At 56.7% G+C, this 19,053-nt stretch carries 1 protein-coding gene; it reads left to right on the top strand.

Going from position 1 to position 19,053, the window contains the following annotated elements; genetic code table 11:
- The first annotated feature begins 56 nt into the window (after positions 1 to 56).
- Entirely contained in the window at positions 57 to 18,824 is an 18,768-nt protein-coding gene (locus NSS94_RS21400) for a non-ribosomal peptide synthetase (RefSeq protein ID WP_341040076.1), read from the top strand.
- The last annotated feature ends 229 nt before the right edge of the window (positions 18,825 to 19,053 follow it).

Raw genomic sequence — 19,053 nt, 5'->3', positions numbered from 1 at the left:
GACATCTAGGTACAAAGCCTATCTATAAAGAATCTCTAAACCGGGAGTGTGTCGATGTGACAGAGAATACCAACGAGCAATATGGATTAACGCAAGCCCAGCGCCGAATATGGTTCATGGAAATTATGAATCCGGGAACGTCCATCACGATGCTTTCCGCGACCTACCAGATTACGGGCGAGATCAACACACAGCTTCTGAAGCAAGCGGCGGCAGAGATCGTCAAAACCTATGACGTTTTCCGAATCCGCATTAGCGGGGATTTGCAAAATCCAACGCAGTGGTTCGAAGAGCCGGAGAATGTCCAAGCTAGGATAAGCCGCCTCGAAATAGGCACAATCGAACAATTCTATGCTTGGGTGAAGGAAGTAAGCGAAAAACCGGCCAGCGTGTTCGACGAACACCTCTACGAATTTACGATTATTCATTTTGCGAACGGCCAAGTATGGCTCAATTTGACGGTAAACCATATTATCGCCGACGGCTTGTCTGTCAATGCTTTGCTGCATGCGGTGATGGAAAAATACCTGGAACTGCGCAAAGGCATCTCCAGCAGTTACCAGCCCCCTTCCTATCTAGATTATATTTCCGCGGAGCGTGAATATGAGCAATCGCAGCGTTATCAGAAAGGCAAGGAATACTGGCTGACGAAGTACAACACTTTGCCTGAAACGACCGGCATTAAATCGTATCCGCCATTCTCGATCGGCAGCGAATCCAATAAACTGTCCATCACTTTGGACGGTTCCCGGTATGAACGCATTCTGGCCTTCAGCGAACAATATCAGGTCAGCTTATATACATTATTTCTGTCCGCCATGTACGCCTTATTGTACAAGCTGACCGACAGCACCGATGTTCCGGTCGGCACGGTTTTTGCCAATCGCACCAGCAAGAAGGAAAAAGAAACGATTGGCATGTTCGTCAGCACCGTGGCTACGCGGATTCGTCTGAATCCAGACAGGAACGTGCTTTCCTTGATCCAAACGGTTTCCAAGGAAAATACGGCGGATCTGCGGTATCAGAAATACCCTTATAACCAATTGATCCAGGATTTACGCGAACAACACGGCCGCAACGATCTTTCGGGGCTGTTCCGCACGTCTCTGGAATATCTGCCTTTGAAAATCGTGGAGTACGAAGAAATCAAGGTACGCCTGGAGGCTCACTTCGCTAGGCACGAGATGGACGATTTGCTGCTGCGCTTCGACCATATGCTGAATGAAGGACATGTCATTCTCCATGCTTCCTATCGTACCGGCTTGTTCGAGACGGCCGAGATTGATCGGATTATGGAACAGTATGTAACCGTTCTGGACCAGTTTCTTCAGACTCCCGAACTGCCGGTACGCGAGATTTCTCTGCTGAGCGATGAGGAGAGACACCGCATTCTCAACGTTTTTAACCCGCCGGTGGCAGGGCTGAGCGAGGGAGAAGCGTTTCATCGGTATGTTGAAAAGTTTGCTCGAGAAATTCCAGATCATCCGGCAGTCGTCTACATGGACAAACAGCTGACCTACGGCGAATTGAACGAACGCGCCGAGCGGCTGGCTTCTCTCCTTCGCGAACAGGGCGTGGGAAGGGAGACGATTACGGGGATCTGGGCGGAGCGTTCGGTGGAACTGCTGGTCGGGGTGCTCGCCGTTTGGAAAGCCGGCGGAGCCTATGTACCACTGGACCCCGATTATCCGGCGGAGCGGATTGAGTACATGCTCAGCGATAGCGATGCATCGGTGCTGCTTACGCAGCGTCATCTGTTGGAGCGGGCCGGAGGTTGGTTGGCCGATGACCGGCTGAAGCTTCAAGCTGTCTATGCCATGGACGATGAACAGATTTATAACAGGGATGCCTTAGCCGTGGAATTTGAATCTGCCGGCAGCGCCCCGCAAGACTTGGCTTATGTGATTTACACCTCGGGTACGACGGGACGTCCGAAAGGCGTCATGATCGAGCACGGTAGTCTCGTGAATACGGCGGATGCGTACCGTCGCGAGTACCGGTTGGATCAGTTTCCGGTGCGGCTGCTGCAGCTGGCCAGCTTCTCGTTTGACGTGTTCGTCGGAGACATCGCGCGGACGCTGTATAACGGAGGCACGATGGTGATTGTGCCGAAGGATGACCGGATTGATCCGAACCTCTTATACGGCTGGATTCGGGACCAAAACATTACGGTATTCGAATCGACGCCTGCGCTCATCCTGCCGTTCATGCAGCATATTTATGAAGAAGGACTGGACGTTAGCTCCATGCAGTTGCTGATTACCAGCTCGGATGCTTGCAGTGTCACCGATTACCGATTGCTGCAGGAAAGATTCAGCGGACAATTCCGCATCATCAACAGCTATGGCGTTACCGAAGCGGCCATTGACAGCAGCTTTTACGGTGAGCCGCTGGATAAGCTGCCACCGTCGGGTCATGTGCCGATCGGCAAAGCTTGGCTGAACGCCCGGTTTTACATTGTCGATGCCGCGTTAAAGCCGGTTCCTGTAGGGGTTCCGGGCGAGCTTGTCATCGGCGGCGCCGGGGTGGCGCGCGGGTACTGGAACCGTCCAGACCTAACCGCCGAGAAATTTGCGGACAGCCCGTTTGTACCGGGCGAACGTCTGTACCGGACAGGCGATTTGGCCCGCTGGCTGGAAGACGGCAACGTCGACTTCATCGGCCGGATCGACTATCAGGTGAAAATTCGCGGGTTCCGGATCGAACTCGGCGAAATTGAAACGGCCCTGCTGCGTTTCCCGGGCGTCAAGCAGGCTGTGGTGACCGACCGTACGGATGAGCAGGGACAAAAGTATTTGTGCGGCTACGTGGCGGCGGATGCTTCCGTGCAGCTGAGCGATCTGCTGTCCCAATTGAAGCAAGAGCTGCCGGCCCATATGGTCCCGGCCCGGCTGGTGTCTCTTGATAAGCTTCCGCTCACGCCGAACGGCAAAATTGACCGTAAGGCGCTGCCTGAACCGACCGGAGAGGTAGAAGCAGGCCGTGAGTATGTGGCTCCTCGCACAACGCTGGAAACAAGACTTGCTCTCATTTGGCAGCAGGTGCTGGGTATTGCGCGAGTTGGAGTCCAAGACGATTTCTTTGACTTGGGTGGTCATTCCTTGCGGGCCTCCACGCTGGTTTCCAAGATTCGGAAAGAGCTGCAAGTCGAGGTTCCGCTGCGGGAAGTTTTCCGCTACACCACGATCGAACAGCTGGCCCAAAGAATCGGCGGTTTAAGGCAGCAGGAGACGTATGAGATTACAAAGGCGGCTGAGGCCGAGTACTATCCGGTTTCATCCGAGCAAAAGCGCCTGTACGTCTTGCGCCAGCTTGACGGGGCTGAGCGCAGCTATAATATGTCGGCGGCGCTTCTTCTCGAAGGCAAGCTGGACTGCACGCGCGTCGAGCATGCGTTCCGGGCGCTGATTCAGCGCCATGAGACGCTGCGTACCGGGATCGAGCAGGTTCAAGGCGAGCTTGTCCAGCGCATCTATGACGAGGTGGAGTTTGCTGTGGATTATTTCCAAGCGAGCGAGCGGGAAGTAGAGCAAGTGGTGGAAGCTTACTATCACCCGTTTGATCTGACCAAGCCGCCACTTTTCCGCATCGGCCTAATCGAAGTCGCCGAGGATCGCCACATTCTGCTGTTCGATATGCACCATATCGTCTCGGACGGCATTTCGACAGCGCTGCTCTTCGATGAGTTCAGCCGCCTGTATCGGGGCGAGGAGCTGACCCCGCTGCGCATTCAATACAAAGATTATTCCGTTTGGCAGCATTCCGAAGCTTACGGGCAGATGCTCCAGCCGCAGAAGGAGTATTGGCTGGAACAGCTGTCGGGCGAGCTGCCGGTCTTGGAGCTACCGACGGACTTCCCGCGGCCTGCGGTGCAAAGCTTTGACGGCCGAACCGTGAAGTTTTATATCGAGAAAGATCGGACGGAGAAGCTGAAAGAGCTGGCGGCACGGACAGGGACGACCCTGTACATGGTGCTGCTGTCGGCTTACACCATCCTTATGCATAAATATTCGGGTCAGGAAGATCTGATCGTAGGAACGCCGATTGCCGGAAGAACGCAGGAAGAAGTGCAGCCGATCGTAGGGATGTTTATCAACACGCTGGCCATTCGCAGCCGTCCGGAGCGTTCCAAGCCGTACCTTTCGTACCTGGAAGAAATCAAGGACATCACGCTCGGGGCTTTCGAGCACCAAAATTATTTGTTCGAAGACTTGGTAGAAAGTCTTCACATTCCGCGCGCGACTGGCCGGAATCCGCTCTTTGACACGTTCTTCTCCCTGCAAAATACGGAGAACGAGCAAATTGTCATCGAGGGGCTGGAGCAATCGTTTTATCCACTGGAAAACCAAACATCCAAGTTCGAGCTACTCCTGGATATTTCGGAGCTGGACGGTCAGCTCGAATGCCGGTTAGAGTACGCTACGGCTTTGTATAAACAGGAGACCGCAGAGCGGTTCGCCAGACATTATGACAAGCTGCTTGAAACCATCGCAGCAGCGCCGGACGGGGATATTGCCTCGCTGGAAATGCTCAAGGAGGAGGAAATCCGCGAGCTGGTGCGCGGTTTCAACGATTCGGAGGCGGATTACCCGCGGCAGCAGACGATTCACGGCTTGTTCGAAAAACAGGCGGAGCTTTACCCGGATAACGTGGCCGCCGTCATGAACGAGCGGCACCTGACCTACCGTGAGCTGAACGAGCGATCCAACCGCCTTGCGCGGAAGCTGCGGGAGACGGGAGTAGAAGCGGACCAACTGGTAGCGATTCTGGCCGAACGCTCGCTCGATATGGTCGTCGGCATTCTGGCGATTCTCAAAGCGGGCGGAGCATACGTGCCTGTCGATCCCGACTACCCGGAGGAGCGTATCCGCTTCATGATCGAGGATTCGGGCGCGCCGTTATTGCTGATTCAAAAGCATCTGCACGAGAAGACCGATTTCGCAGGAACGCGCCTCGAATTGGACGATTTCGTTTGGGGCGACAGAGGGGCGGACTCCGAAGGTGCGCTGGACGCTTCGAACCTGGAGCCAATTTCCGTGCCGGGCAACCTGGCATATGTCATCTACACGTCGGGAACGACCGGCAGACCGAAAGGAACGCTGATCGAGCATAAGAACGTCGTGCGCCTCCTGTTCAACGACAAGAACCTGTTCGACTTCGGGCCGTCCGACACGTGGACGCTGTTCCACTCGTTCTGCTTCGATTTCTCCGTCTGGGAAATGTACGGAGCGCTGCTGAACGGAGGCAAGCTGGTCATCGTACCGCCGCTGACGGCGAAAAATCCGGCCGATTTCCTGGCGCTGCTGGGCCGCGAACAGGTTACCATTTTGAACCAGACGCCAACGTACTTCTACCAGCTGCTGCGTGAGGTCTTAGCGGACCATCCGTACGATTTGCGGATTCGAAACGTCATCTTTGGGGGCGAAGCGCTCAGTCCGCTGCAGCTCAAGGGCTTCAAGACGAAGTACCCGGAGACGAAGCTGATCAATATGTACGGCATTACCGAGACGACGGTTCACGTGACGTATAAGGAAATCACGTGGGTCGAAATGGAGGCGGCGAAGAGCAATATCGGCAAGCCGATCCCGACGCTGAGGGTGTACGTCCTGGATGAAAACCGCCGCCCTGTGCCGATCGGCGTAGCGGGCGAAATGTACGTGGCCGGGGAAGGCCTTGCGAGAGGATACCTGAACCGTCCGGATCTGACGGCGGAGAAGTTCGTCGATTCCCCGTTTGCGGAGGGGGAGAAACTGTACCGCTCGGGCGACTTGGCGGCTTGGCTACCGGACGGCAACATCGAATACCTGGGCCGGATCGATCATCAGGTGAAAATCCGCGGGTACCGGATCGAGCTGGACGAAATCGAGACGCAGCTGCTGAACGCCCGGGGCGTGGAAGAAGCGGTGGTGCTCGCCCGTCAGGACGGCGGGGGCGAGAAGGCGCTTGTCGCCTACTTTGTGGCGGACCGGACGCTGACGGTCAGCGAAATGAGAACCTCGCTGGCCCAGGAAATTCCGGGGTACATGATCCCGTCGTACTTCGTGCAGCTGGAGCGCATGCCGCTGACGACCAACGGTAAAGTGGACCGCAAAGCGCTGCCGGAGCCGCAAGGCGGCATACAAACGGGCGTCGAATACGTAGCGCCGCGTAACCGGACGGAGTCCCAGCTTGTGAAGATCTGGGAGGAAGTACTGGGCTACTCCGGCATTGGAGTCCTGGACAATTTCTTCGAGCTCGGAGGCCACTCCTTGCGGGCGACGAACCTTGTCAGCAAGATTCAGAAGGAAATGAACGTCGAACTTCCGCTGCGCGATGTGTTCCGCTATACGACGGTAGAGTCGATGGCCGGGGCTATTGCCAGCTTGGAAGAAACGCGGCACTGCTCGATTCCGAAAGCGGAAGAGAAAGCGTACTATCCGGTTTCCTCCGCGCAAAAAAGGCTGTACGTCCTGCACCAGCTGGATAGTTCGGAGCTGAATTATAACCTCCCAAGCGCCTTGCAATTGGAAGGGGCTTTGAACGAGGTCAAAGTGGAAAAGGCGCTGACTACTTTGGTGGCCCGGCACGATATGCTGCGCACCGGTTTTGAAATCGTGAATGGGGAGCCGGTTCAGCGTATTCATCCGCTCGTAGCTTTCAAGGTCAAGAAGCTTCAAGCAAGCGAAGATCAGGTTGCGGCCATTCTTGAAGGCTTCATTCAGCCTTTTGACTTGACCCAGCCGCCTTTGCTGCGCGCCCTGCTGATCGAACTGGAGAAAGAGAAATTCCTGCTCGCGCTGGATATTCATCATATTGGTTCCGACGGCCTTTCCATGGACGTGCTGCTGCGCGAATTCGTGCGGCTTTACAATGGGGAAGAATTGCCGGAGCTGCGGATTCAATACAAGGATTACGCCGTTTGGCAGCAATCCGAGGAGCAGCGCCAGCGCATCAAACGGCAGGAGGAATACTGGCGCGGGGTATTCAGCTCCGAGCTTCCGGTTCTTGAGCTGCCTCTCGACTTCTCCCGCCCGGCCGTCCAGCAGTTTGACGGTCAAACGCTCACGTTTACGCTGGATGCGGAGAAAAGTGAAGCTCTCAAACGGCTTGCCGGCGATTCGGGGGCGACGCTATACATGCTTCTGCTGGCTGCGTACTCCGTATTGCTTCATAAATACGCGGGACAGGAAGATATAGTGGTCGGCACTCCGATTGCCGCCCGTTCTCACGCCGACCTGCAGCCGATTATCGGCATGTTCGTCAATACGCTGGCCCTTCGCTTGGGTCCGGCGGCGGAGCGGACGTTCCTGGATTACTTGCAGGAAGTGAAGGAAACGACGCTTGGAGCCTACGAGCACCAGGACTATCCGTTCGAGGAGTTGGTGGAAGCTCTTCAGGTGAGCCGGGATTTAAGCCGGAATCCTCTGTTTGACACCATGTTTTCTTTGCAAAAACACGAAAGCTTGGATTTAACCCTGGAAGGCTTGCAATGGTCGCTGTTCGACATCGAGGAAAAGACGGCAAAGTTTGATCTTAGCTTGGATATCGTGGAAGCCGATAACGAGCTGGTTTGCAAGATCGAGTACGCTACCTCGTTGTTTAGACAGGAAACGATGGAACGGCTGGCGGGTCATTACGAGCAGCTTTTGGCGTCGATCTTGGCTCAGCCGGGTGCGCAGATTTCAGATTTGGATATCTTGCCGGACAGCGAAAAGCATGATTTGCTGGTCGGGTTTGACGTGTCGTCTTCGGCTCTTGCGAAGCAACCCGCCGCAGAGGGTACAGGTTTGGAAGCGGATGAGTCGTGGAGAGAGAGAACGTTCCACGAGCTGTTCGAGGAGCAGGCGGAGCGCACTCCGGGAGCGCTGGCGGTTGTCTACGAAGACAGCAAGCTGACGTATGCGGAGCTGAACGCCAAAGCGAATCGTCTAGCGTATGCACTGCGGGCGTGCGGGGTGAAGCCGGAGCAGGTGGTCGGCATTCTGGCCGGCCGTTCGGCGGAACTGTTGATCGGGGTGCTCGCCGTATGGAAAGCGGGCGGCGCTTATGTGCCACTCGACCCGGACTATCCGGCGGAGCGGATCGAGTACATGCTCGCGGACAGCGGGGCGTCGGTACTGCTCACGCAGACCTGCCTGCTGGAGCAGGCGGAAGCTTGGCGCAGCGAAGGAGCTCTAGTGCTGCAAACGGTGCTTGCGCTTGACGACGCCGAGACGTACAGCCTCGGAGCGGCTGTGGGCGTACAAGCTTTGGGCGAAGCAGGCGCAGAGGCGGAGGCTTTGGCGCAAGCGGAAACGGCTGCTGCCGAAACGTCTGCCACGGCAGAAGCCGAGAAGAACGTACTAACGGCGGATCTCGCATCGAATCCGGCGAATGTGAACAAGCCACGCGATTTGGCTTACGTCATCTACACCTCCGGTACGACGGGCAAGCCGAAGGGCGTGATGATCGAGCACCGCAGCCTGGTGAACACGGCGGCGGGCTACCGACGGGAATACCGGTTGGATCAGTTCCCGGTGCGGCTGCTGCAGCTCGCCAGCTTCTCGTTCGACGTGTTCGTCGGCGACATTGCGCGGACGCTGTACAACGGCGGCACCATGGTCATCGTGCCGAAGGACGACCGGATTGATCCAACCCGCCTCTACGGCTGGATTCGCGACTACGCCGTGACGGTGTTCGAATCGACTCCGGCGCTGATCGTGCCGTTCATGGAGCATGTGCATGCCGAGGGTCTGGACCTCAGCTCGATGCAGCTGCTGATCTCAAGCTCGGATGCGTGCAGCGTAGCGGATTACCGCACCTTGCAGGAGCGCTTCGGCTCGCAGTTCCGTATTATTAACAGCTATGGCGTAACGGAAGCGGCGATTGACTCCAGCTTCTATGACGAGCCGCTGGAGAAGCTGCCGAAGACGGGCAGCGTGCCGATCGGGAAAGCGTGGCTGAACGCCAAGTTCTACATCGTGGATGCGAATCTGAAGCCGGTGCCGATCGGGGTGTTGGGCGAGCTGGTTATCGGCGGAGCGGGTGTGGCCCGCGGTTACTTGAACCGCCAGGATTTGACGGCGGAGAAATTCGTAGACAGCCCGTTCGCCGCTGGGGAGCGGCTGTACCGGACGGGCGACCTGGCGCGCTGGATGCCAGACGGCACCGTGGACTTCATCGGCCGGATCGACAACCAGGTTAAAATTCGCGGCTATCGGATCGAGCTTGGTGAAATTGAAGCGGCCATGAAAAATTTTGCCGGCGTGCGTCAAGCGCTTGTCATCGACCGGACGGACGAGCGGGGGCAGAAATATTTGTGCGGGTATGTCGTAGCGGATTCCAGCTTCGATCTGGAAAGGCTTGTGGCCCATCTGGACGCCGCGCTGCCTTCCCATATGGTGCCTTCGCGCATCATGCGCCTGGATCAAATGCCGCTTACGCCGAACGGGAAGATCGACCGTAAAGCGCTGCCTGTGCCGGAAGGAAGCATTCGTGTCGAGGCTGCATACACGGCGCCTCGTACTCCTGCCGAGCAAGCACTATCGTCGGTCTGGCAGTCGGTGCTGGGCGTGGATCAGGTCGGCACGATGGACAATTTCTTTGCGCTCGGCGGCGATTCGATCAAGGCCTTGCAGGTATCGTCCCGTCTTTTGCAAACGGGGTACAAGCTGGTCATGAAAGATTTGTTCCATTACCCGACGATTTCCGCCCTTAGTTTGCATCTGCAAACGGCGGAGAGAACGGCAAGCCAGGCCGAAGTGACGGGAGAGGTCATCTTGAACCCGATTCAGCGCTGGTTCTTTGAACAAAATCCGGCTGACGTACATCACAGCAACCAGGCGTTCATGCAGTTCTCCAAGCAAGGCTTTGACAAAGAAGCTTTACGCCAAGCGGTGCGTCAGCTTGTCGTGCATCACGATGCTCTCCGTACGGTTTACCGCCAAACCGAGAACAGCTATACCGCCTGGAACCGCGGCGCCGGGGAGAACGAAGCGCTGTTCGATCTGGAAGTTGTCGATTTCAAAGGAGTCGGCGACGTGAAAGAAGCGGTAGAGGCTAAGGCGAATGACATTCAAGCGAGCATCGATCTGGAAAACGGTCCGCTGGTGAAGCTCGGCTTGTTCCGCTGCGACGACGGCGACCACCTGCTCATCGCGATCCATCACTTGGTCGTAGACGGCGTATCCTGGCGGGTTCTGCTTGAGGATTTTGCTGCCGGCTATGAGCAGGCGCTGCAAGGGCAGCCGATCCGTCTGCCGCTCAAAACGGATTCATTCCAAACGTGGGCGAAACAGCTCGCTGATTATGCGAACGGTCCGGCGATGGAAAGCGAGAGAGAGTATTGGCAACATATCGAGCAATTGACCTATGAGCCGCTTCCGAAGGATTTTGAACAAGGCAGATCCAAGCTGAAGGACAGCGGGCTCGTGACCGTTCGCTGGACGGCAGAGGAAACCGAACAGCTGCTGAAGCAGGCACACCGTGCTTACCATACGGAAATGAACGATTTGCTGCTTGCTGCGCTTGGCCTCGCGGTACAAGCTTGGAGCGGCCGGGAACGCGTGCTGGTGAATCTCGAAGGCCACGGCCGGGAAGATATTTTGCCGGATGTGGACATTACGCGCACAGTAGGCTGGTTTACAAGCCAATTCCCTGTCGTTCTGGAGCCGGGTCACGCCCAGGCGCTCGGTCATCAGGTGAAACAGGTTAAGGAAAGCTTGCGCCGCATTCCGAACAAAGGAATCGGCTACGGCATCCTGCGTTATTTGTCGGCGTCGCGTGACGGCGAGCGCTTCGCTTTGGAGCCGGAGATCAGCTTTAACTATTTGGGTCAGTTCGACCAGGATTACGAAAGCAGCGACTCGCAGCCGTCTCCGTTCAGCTCGGGCTCCGATTCAAGCCCGAATGCAGTGATGGATTTTGTCCTCGATATCAACGGTATGGTGTCGGAAGGAGTGCTGGAACTCACGATCCGTTATGGGGAAACCCAGTATAAGCGGGAAACGGTAGAGCGCCTGGGCACCCTGCTTCAATCGAGCTTGCGTGAAGTCATCAGCCATTGCGTATCGAAAGAGCGGCCGGAGCTTACGCCTAGCGACGTACTGCTTCAAGATGTGACGGTGGAAGAACTGGAGCGGCTGTCTGAACATACGGCGGCGCTCGGCGAACTGGAGAATGTATACACCCTGACTCCGCTGCAAAAAGGGATGTTGTTCCACAGCCTGCTGGATGCCGATTCGGAAGCTTACTTCGAACAGGTGACCTTCGATCTGTACGGAAGCCTGAATGTCGAAGCCTTCACCCAAGGATTGGATACGCTGGTGCAGCGGAATGAGGCGCTGCGGACCAACTTTATTACTGGCTGGAGAGACGAGCCGCTTCAAGTGGTATTCCGCGAGCGGAAGTGTGAAGTGTACTTCAAAGATATTCGCTCGGTAAGCGATGAAGACCCGGAGAAGACGATAGCCGATTTTGTCAGCGCGGATAAAGCGAACAAGTTCGATTTTGCCCGAGGCTCTCTTATGCGCGTGACAGTTTTGCGCACGGGCGACGAGTCCTACCATGTGATCTGGAGTCACCATCACATTTTGATGGACGGCTGGTGCATGTCCTTCATGATCAAGGAAGTGTTCGACACCTACTTCGCGTTCCACGAGAAGCGGACGCTGGAGCTTCCTCCGGTTACCTCGTACTCCCGGTATATCGAATGGCTGGAAGCTCAAGATGCCGCGAAAGCTTCGCGTTACTGGTCCGAGTATTTGGCGGGTTACGATCAGCAGACCAAGCTGCCCCAGGAGAAAACGCAGCTGAAGCAGGGCGCTTTTGAAGCAGCTGAAATCGATGTGGAACTCAGCAAGGAACTGACCGGGCAAATCGGGCGGGTGGCGCGCCAGCAGCAGGTGACGCTCAATACGTTCATGCAGACCGTATGGGGACTGGTTCTGCAGGTATACAACAACAGCGAGGATGTTGTATTCGGCTCCGTCGTATCCGGGCGTCCGGCGGAAATTCCGGGCATCGAAAGCATGATCGGCCTGTTTATTAATACGATCCCGGTCCGTATTCAAGGCAAAGCCGAGGAGACGGTAGCCGATATCTTGAGAAAAACCCAGGACCAAGCGCTGGCATCGGGAGCTTACGAAACGTTCCCGCTGTTCGAGATTCAGTCGCTGAGCGAGCAAAAGCGCGACTTGATCAACCATATCATGGTCTTTGAAAATTATCCGATGGAAGAACAGATTGAGCAGGTCGTCGGCGGAGACAAAGAAGCGCTGAAAATCGCTAATATCCAGTCGCCGGAGCAAACGAACTACGACTTGGACATTACCGTCATTCCAGAAGAGCATATTTTGCTGCGGTTTACGTACAATGCGCTGACGTTCAGAGAGGAAGACATCAGGCTGATCCACGGTCATTTTGCCCGGGCACTGGAGAAGGTTGCGGCTAATCCGAACATCCGCGTGAATCAGTTGGAGCTTTTGACGGCGGCGGAAAAAGAGCAAATTCTCGGCGCGTTTAACCCGGCGCAGCCGGAAGCGGCTCCTGCGGCCGCGTTCCACCGGCTGTTCGAGGAACAGGCGGAACGCACGCCGGAAGCGGCAGCTGTCGTGTACGAGAACGACCGGCTGACGTATGCGGAGCTGAACGAGCGGGCGAATCGCTTGGCGGCCACGCTGTGCGCAAGCGACATCGGCCGGGAGACGATCGTCGGCATTCTCGCCGAGCGTTCGGTGGATTTGCTGGTGGCCGTGCTGGCCGTCTGGAAAGCGGGCGGGGCGTATGTGCCGCTCGACCCGGATTATCCGGCGGAGCGCGTGCGGTTCATGCTCGAAGACAGCGGAGCGAAGGTGCTGCTGACGCAAACGGCGCTGCGAGAGCGCGCCGAAGCCTGGCTCGGCGAAGAGGAGCTGGCGCTGGCGGCGGTGCTGTACCTCGACGACGAAACCTCGTACAGCGAGGAGCGGACGAATGCCGACAGCTTCCATGAAGCCCGTCCAGAGGACCTGGCGTACGTGATCTACACGTCGGGAACGACGGGCAAGCCGAAGGGCGTGATGATCGAGCACCGCAGCCTGGTGAGCACGGCGGCGGGCTACCGGCGGGAATACCGGTTAGATCAGTTCCCGGTGCGGCTGCTGCAGCTCGCAAGCTTCTCGTTCGACGTGTTCGTGGGAGATATCGCGCGGACGCTGTATAACGGAGGCACGATGGTGATTGTGCCGAAGGACGACCGGATCGATCCGTCTCGTCTGCACCACTGGATGGAGCGGGAACGGGTCACCATCTTCGAATCGACGCCGGCGCTGATCGTGCCGTTCCTGGAGTACGTGCACGAGCAGCAACTGGATATGAGCTGGATGGAGCTGTTGATCACGAGCTCGGACAGCTGCGGCGTGGCGGATTATCGCACCTTGCAGGAACGCTTCGGCTCGTTGTTCCGGATCATCAACGCATACGGCGTGACGGAAGCGGCGATCGACTCCAGCTTCTACGACGAGGAGCTGGCGAAGCTGCCGCAGACAGGCCATGTGCCGATCGGCAAGGCGTGGCTGAATGCGAAATTCTACATCGTGGATGCGCATCTGAATCCGGTGCCGGTCGGGGTGCTGGGCGAGCTGGTCATCGGCGGAGTCGGAGTGGCTCGCGGGTACTTGAACCGTCCGGAGCTGACGGAAGAGAAGTTCGTAGACAGCCCGTTCGCCGCGGGCGAGCGGTTGTACCGCACGGGAGACTTGGCGCGGTGGATGGAAGACGGCAACGTGGACTTCATCGGCCGGATCGACAACCAGGCGAAAATCCGGGGGTACCGGATTGAGACGGGCGAAGTCGAAGCGAAGCTGCTGAGTGTAGGTGGCGTGAAGGAAGCGGTCGTCGTCGTCAGGGAAGATCAAGAAGGTCAGAAAGCTTTGTGCGCTTATTATACAGCGGAAGATGGCTTGACGGCGGCGGACCTGAAACGGGCGATTGCCAGCGAGCTGCCGGGGTACATGATCCCGTCATACTTCGTGGAGCTGGAGCGCCTGCCTCTGACGCCGAACGGAAAGATCGACCGGAAGGCGTTGCCGGCACCGGAAGGGGGAGCAGGCGGAGGCCGCGAATACGTGGCGCCGCGCACCGAACTTGAGGCGAAGCTGGCCGCCATTTGGCAGGATGTGCTTGTTCGGGAGAAGGCGGTAGGCGTAACGGACAACTTCTTCGACATCGGCGGCCACTCCCTGCGGGCGACGACGCTTGTCAGCAAAATGCATAAGGAGCTAGGTGTTGAATTCCCGCTTCGCGACGTATTCCGCTACTCGACGGTTGAGGAAATGGCCGCGGCTATGGAGCGGCTGGAGATCGGCTCGTTCACGGCTATTCCGGCTGCGGAACCTAGCGAGTATTATCCGCTCTCTTCCGCTCAGAAACGTCTCTATATCTTGAACCAGCTGGAAGGAGCCGAGCTGAGCTATAACATACCGGGAGCTATGCTGCTCGAAGGAAAGCTCGACCGGCAGCGGTTTGAAGAAGCGTTCCGCGGGCTCGTAGCTCGTCATGAAACGCTGCGTACCGGCTTTGAGATGGTAAAAGGCGAAGCGGTTCAGCGGATTTACGAAGAAGCTGCCTTCCAGGTGGAATATGTGCAGATCAGCGGGGAGCAGGCGGAAGAAACGGTGCGCCAATTCGTTCGTCCGTTTGATCTAGCGAAGCCGCCACTTCTGCGGGTAGGCCTTGCCGAACTGGCGCCGGACCGGCACATTCTAATGTTCGATACGCATCATATCGTATCCGACGGCGTTTCGATTGACGTACTGATCGAAGAGTTCGTACGCTTGTACAGCGGGGAGCAGTTGGAGCCGCTCCGCATTCAGTACAAAGATTATGCGGTATGGCAGCAATCGGACGAGCAGAAAGCTCAGCTTGCCAAGCAGGAAGCCTACTGGCTCGACATGTTCCGCGGAGAGCTGCCGGTTTTGGAATTGCCGACGGACTATCCGCGCCCGGCTATGCAGAGCTACGAGGGCCGCACGCTGCAATTGTTTATGGATAGCGAGAAAAGCGAGGGTCTGAAACGGCTTGCAGCCGAGAACGGCGCAACGCTTTACATGGTTCTGCTTGCTGGTTATACAATATTATTGCATAAGTATACAGGGCAAGAAGACGTGGTGGTCGGTACGCCGATTGCGGGAAGAAATCACAGCGACGTTCAGCCGCTGATTGGGATGTTCGTCAATACTCTGGCCATCCGCAGTTATCCGGCTGCCGGTAAAACGTTCCTTGACTACTTGAAGGAAATCAAGGAGACGACGCTGGGCGCTTTTGAACATCAGAATTATCCGTTTGAGGAACTGGTGGATAAGGTGAACGTAGCTCGCGATTTAAGCCGCAATCCGCTGTTCGATACGATGTTTGCTTTGCAGAATACAGAGAATTTGGAAATCCAGCTTCCCGGACTCCATTTGTCGACGTATGCCAGCGAAGAAATTGTTTCTAAATTCGATCTCAGCTTGGACGTCACGGAGATCGAGGAAGGCTTGGAATATCTGTTTGAATACGCCACTGCTCTTTATAAAACCGAAACGGTGGAGAAATTGGCCGCTCACTACTTGCAGCTGCTTGAATCCATTCTCCGCAACCCGTCGGCGACTATTGCCGAGATGGGTATTTTGACACCGGCGGAAAAAGAGCAAATTCTCGGCGCGTTTAACCCGGCGCAGCCGGAAGCGACTCCGGCGGCCGCGTTCCACCGGCTGTTTGAGGAACAGGCGGAGCGCACGCCGGAAGAGGCGGCCGTCGTGTACGAGAACGACCGGCTGACGTATGCGGAGCTGAACGAGCGGGCGAACCGCTTGGCGGCTACGCTGCGCACAAGCGGCATCGGCCGGGAGACGATCGTCGGCATTCTCGCCGAGCGTTCGGTGGCCGTGCTGGTGGCCGTGCTGGCCGTCTGGAAAGCAGGCGGGGCGTATGTGCCGCTCGACCCGGATTATCCGGCGGAGCGCGTGCGGTTCATGCTTGAAGACAGCGGAGCGAAGGTGCTGTTGACGCAAACGCCGTTGCGAGAGCGCGCCGAAGCCTGGCTCGGCGAAGAGGAGCTAGCGCTGGCGGCGGTGCTGTACCTCGACGACGAAGCGTCGTACAGCGACCAGCGGACGAATGCCGACAGCTTCCATGAAGCCCGTCCGGAGGATCTGGCGTATGTGATCTACACGTCGGGAACGACGGGCAAGCCGAAGGGCGTGATGATCGAGCACCGCAGCCTGGTGAACACGGCGGCGGGCTACCGGCGGGAATACCGGTTGGATCAGTTCCCGGTGCGGCTGCTGCAGCTGGCCAGCTTCTCGTTCGACGTGTTCGTGGGAGATATCGCGCGGACGCTGTACAACGGAGGCACGATGGTGATTGTGCCGAAGGACGACCGGATCGATCCGTCTCGTCTGCACTACTGGATTGAGCGAGAGCGGGTCACCATCTTCGAATCGACGCCAGCGCTGATCGTGCCGTTCCTGGAGTACGTGCACGAGCAGCAACTGGATATAAGCTGGATGGAGCTGTTGATCACGAGCTCGGACAGCTGTAGCGTGGCGGATTACCGAACCTTGCAGGAACGCTTCGGCTCGTTGTTCCGGATCATCAACGCATACGGTGTGACGGAAGCGGCAATCGACTCCAGTTTCTACGACGAGGAGCTGACGAAGCTGCCGCAGACAGGCCATGTGCCGATCGGCAAAGCGTGGCTGAATGCGAAATTCTACATCGTGGACGCGTACCTGAACCCGGTGCCGGTGGGGGTGCTGGGCGAGCTGGTTATCGGCGGAGTCGGAGTGGCGCGCGGGTACTTGAACCGTCCGGAGCTGACAGAAGAGAAGTTCGTAGACAGTCCGTTCGCCGCGGGCGAGCGGTTGTACCGCACGGGAGACTTGGCGCGGTGGATGGAGGACGGGAACGTGGACTTCATCGGCCGGATCGATAACCAGGCGAAAATCCGGGGGTACCGGATTGAGACGGGTGAAGTCGAAGCGAAGCTGCTGAGTGTAGGTGGCGTGAAGGAAGCGGTCGTCGTCGTCAGGGAAGATCAAGAAGGTCAGAAAGCTTTGTGCGCTTATTATACAGCGGAAGAAGGCTTGACGGCGGCGGACCTGAAGCGGGCGATTGCCAGCGAGCTGCCGGGGTACATGATCCCGTCGTACTTCGTGGAGCTGGAGCACCTGCCTTTGACACCGAACGGAAAGATCGATCGGAAGGCGCTGCCGGCACCGGAAGGGGGAGCAGGCGGAGGCCGCGAATATGTGGCGCCGCGCACCGAACTGGAGGCGAAACTGGTCGCCATCTGGCAGGACGTGCTGGGGGCGGTCACGATTGGCGTGACGGACAACTTCTTCGACCTCGGCGGTCACTCCCTGCGGGCGACGACACTGGTCAGCAAGGTGCACAAGGAGCTGAGCGTGGACCTGCCGCTGCGCGATGTGTTCCGGCACTCGACCATCGAAGCGATGGCCGAAGCGATCAGCCAATTGGAGCGGCAGGAACACCTCTCCATTCCGGTTCTGGATAAGAGGGATTACTATCCGCTTTCCTCCGTGCAAAAACGGCTGTACATCCAGCAGCAGATGGAAGGCGCCGAGCTTAGCTACAACATGTCCGGCATGACGGTTCTCGTCGGGCGCTTGGAACGGAATCAATTCGAGGCGGCGCTCAAAGAATTGATAGCTCGTCACGAAATTTTGCGAACCGGCTTCGAAATGGTCGACGGCGAACCGGTACAACGGATTTATCCGGACTTGAAGTTTGCCGTCGAGTATACGAAAGCGACGGAAAGTGAAACGAAGAGCATCGTAGACGGCTTTGTGCGCGTCTTTGATTTGGAGCGGCCGCCGCTGCTGCGTGTGGGCTTAGTCGAATGGGAAGCGGAACGGCAACTGCTCATGCTGGACATTCATCATATCGTCACGGATGGCATGTCGATGGGCATCTTTGTCGAAGAGCTGCTGCGCCTGTATAACGGCGAGACTCTGGAACCGCTTCGGATTCAATACAAGGAATTCGCCGCTTGGCAGCAGTCCGAACCTGTAAAAGAGCGACTGAAACGTCAGGAAGCCTACTGGCTGGACGTGCTGGAAGGCGAACTGCCGACGCTTGAACTGCCTACGGACTTTGTCAGACCTGCCGCTCGCAGCTTTGAGGGAGATGTGCTGCCTTTCAGCATCGACAAGCAGATGACCGACAGCTTGCAGCGCATCGCCGATGAGAACGGCGCCACCCTTTATATGGTGTTATTGGCGGCCTATTCAATCCTGCTCAGCAAGTACTCGGGACAAGAAGACTTCATTGTAGGCATGCCGGTTTCGGGCCGCACACATGCCGACCTAGAGCCGCTCATCGGAATGTTTGTCAACACTTTGGCGATTCGCCATTATCCGTCCGGGGAGAAGACGTTCCTCGCTTACTTGAACGAAGTCAAAGAAACGATGCTGGGGGCCTACGACCACCAGGATTATCCGTTCGAGGAGCTTGTGAAAAAGCTGCAGGCACCGCGAGATCAAAGCCGCAATCCTGTATTCGATGTCATGTTTGTTCTGGAAACCAAGGAAGATAACGTTCAAAGCTTCGGGGATATCAAGATCGAATCTTATCCGGAAACTCATACGGTTTCCCAATTTGATCTTACCTTGGTCATTTCGTTGCTGGATGAGGGAATGAACGGGCAGTTTGAATATGCTACCAAGTTGTTTACGCGCAATCTGATCGACAATTTCGCTCAGGACCTGCTCGTGATCATCACCCAAATTTGCGAACAGCCTTCGGTGCTGTTGAAGGATATTTCCCTGAACGGGCAATCCGAACAGGAGCAAGATGTGCTAGAGGCCATTGATATTATTTTCTAATCCCTTACCCGGCTTGGGTGTATGCCGTATTTCTCTCGGTACGCATCCTGCCGGGTGTTTTTTTTCAAATAAAGAGGAAAAATCCACCACAGGAATCTGACGTCAAGTGCCGCTGAGTAACTATTTCAATTATTGGAAAATCGACAAAACACAACAGAAAACTTAGTTTACCTTTGGGATACTAAGAATCAAACCATTTAAACAGAGATAATTCCACCATAAAATCCGA

The organism is Paenibacillus sp. FSL L8-0644 (assembly GCF_038008165.1).
Taxonomy (GTDB): Bacteria; Bacillota; Bacilli; order Paenibacillales; family Paenibacillaceae; genus Paenibacillus; species Paenibacillus polymyxa_D.
The sequence above is the reverse complement of the archived record's forward strand: the minus strand, read 5'-3'. Positions and strand labels throughout refer to the sequence as shown.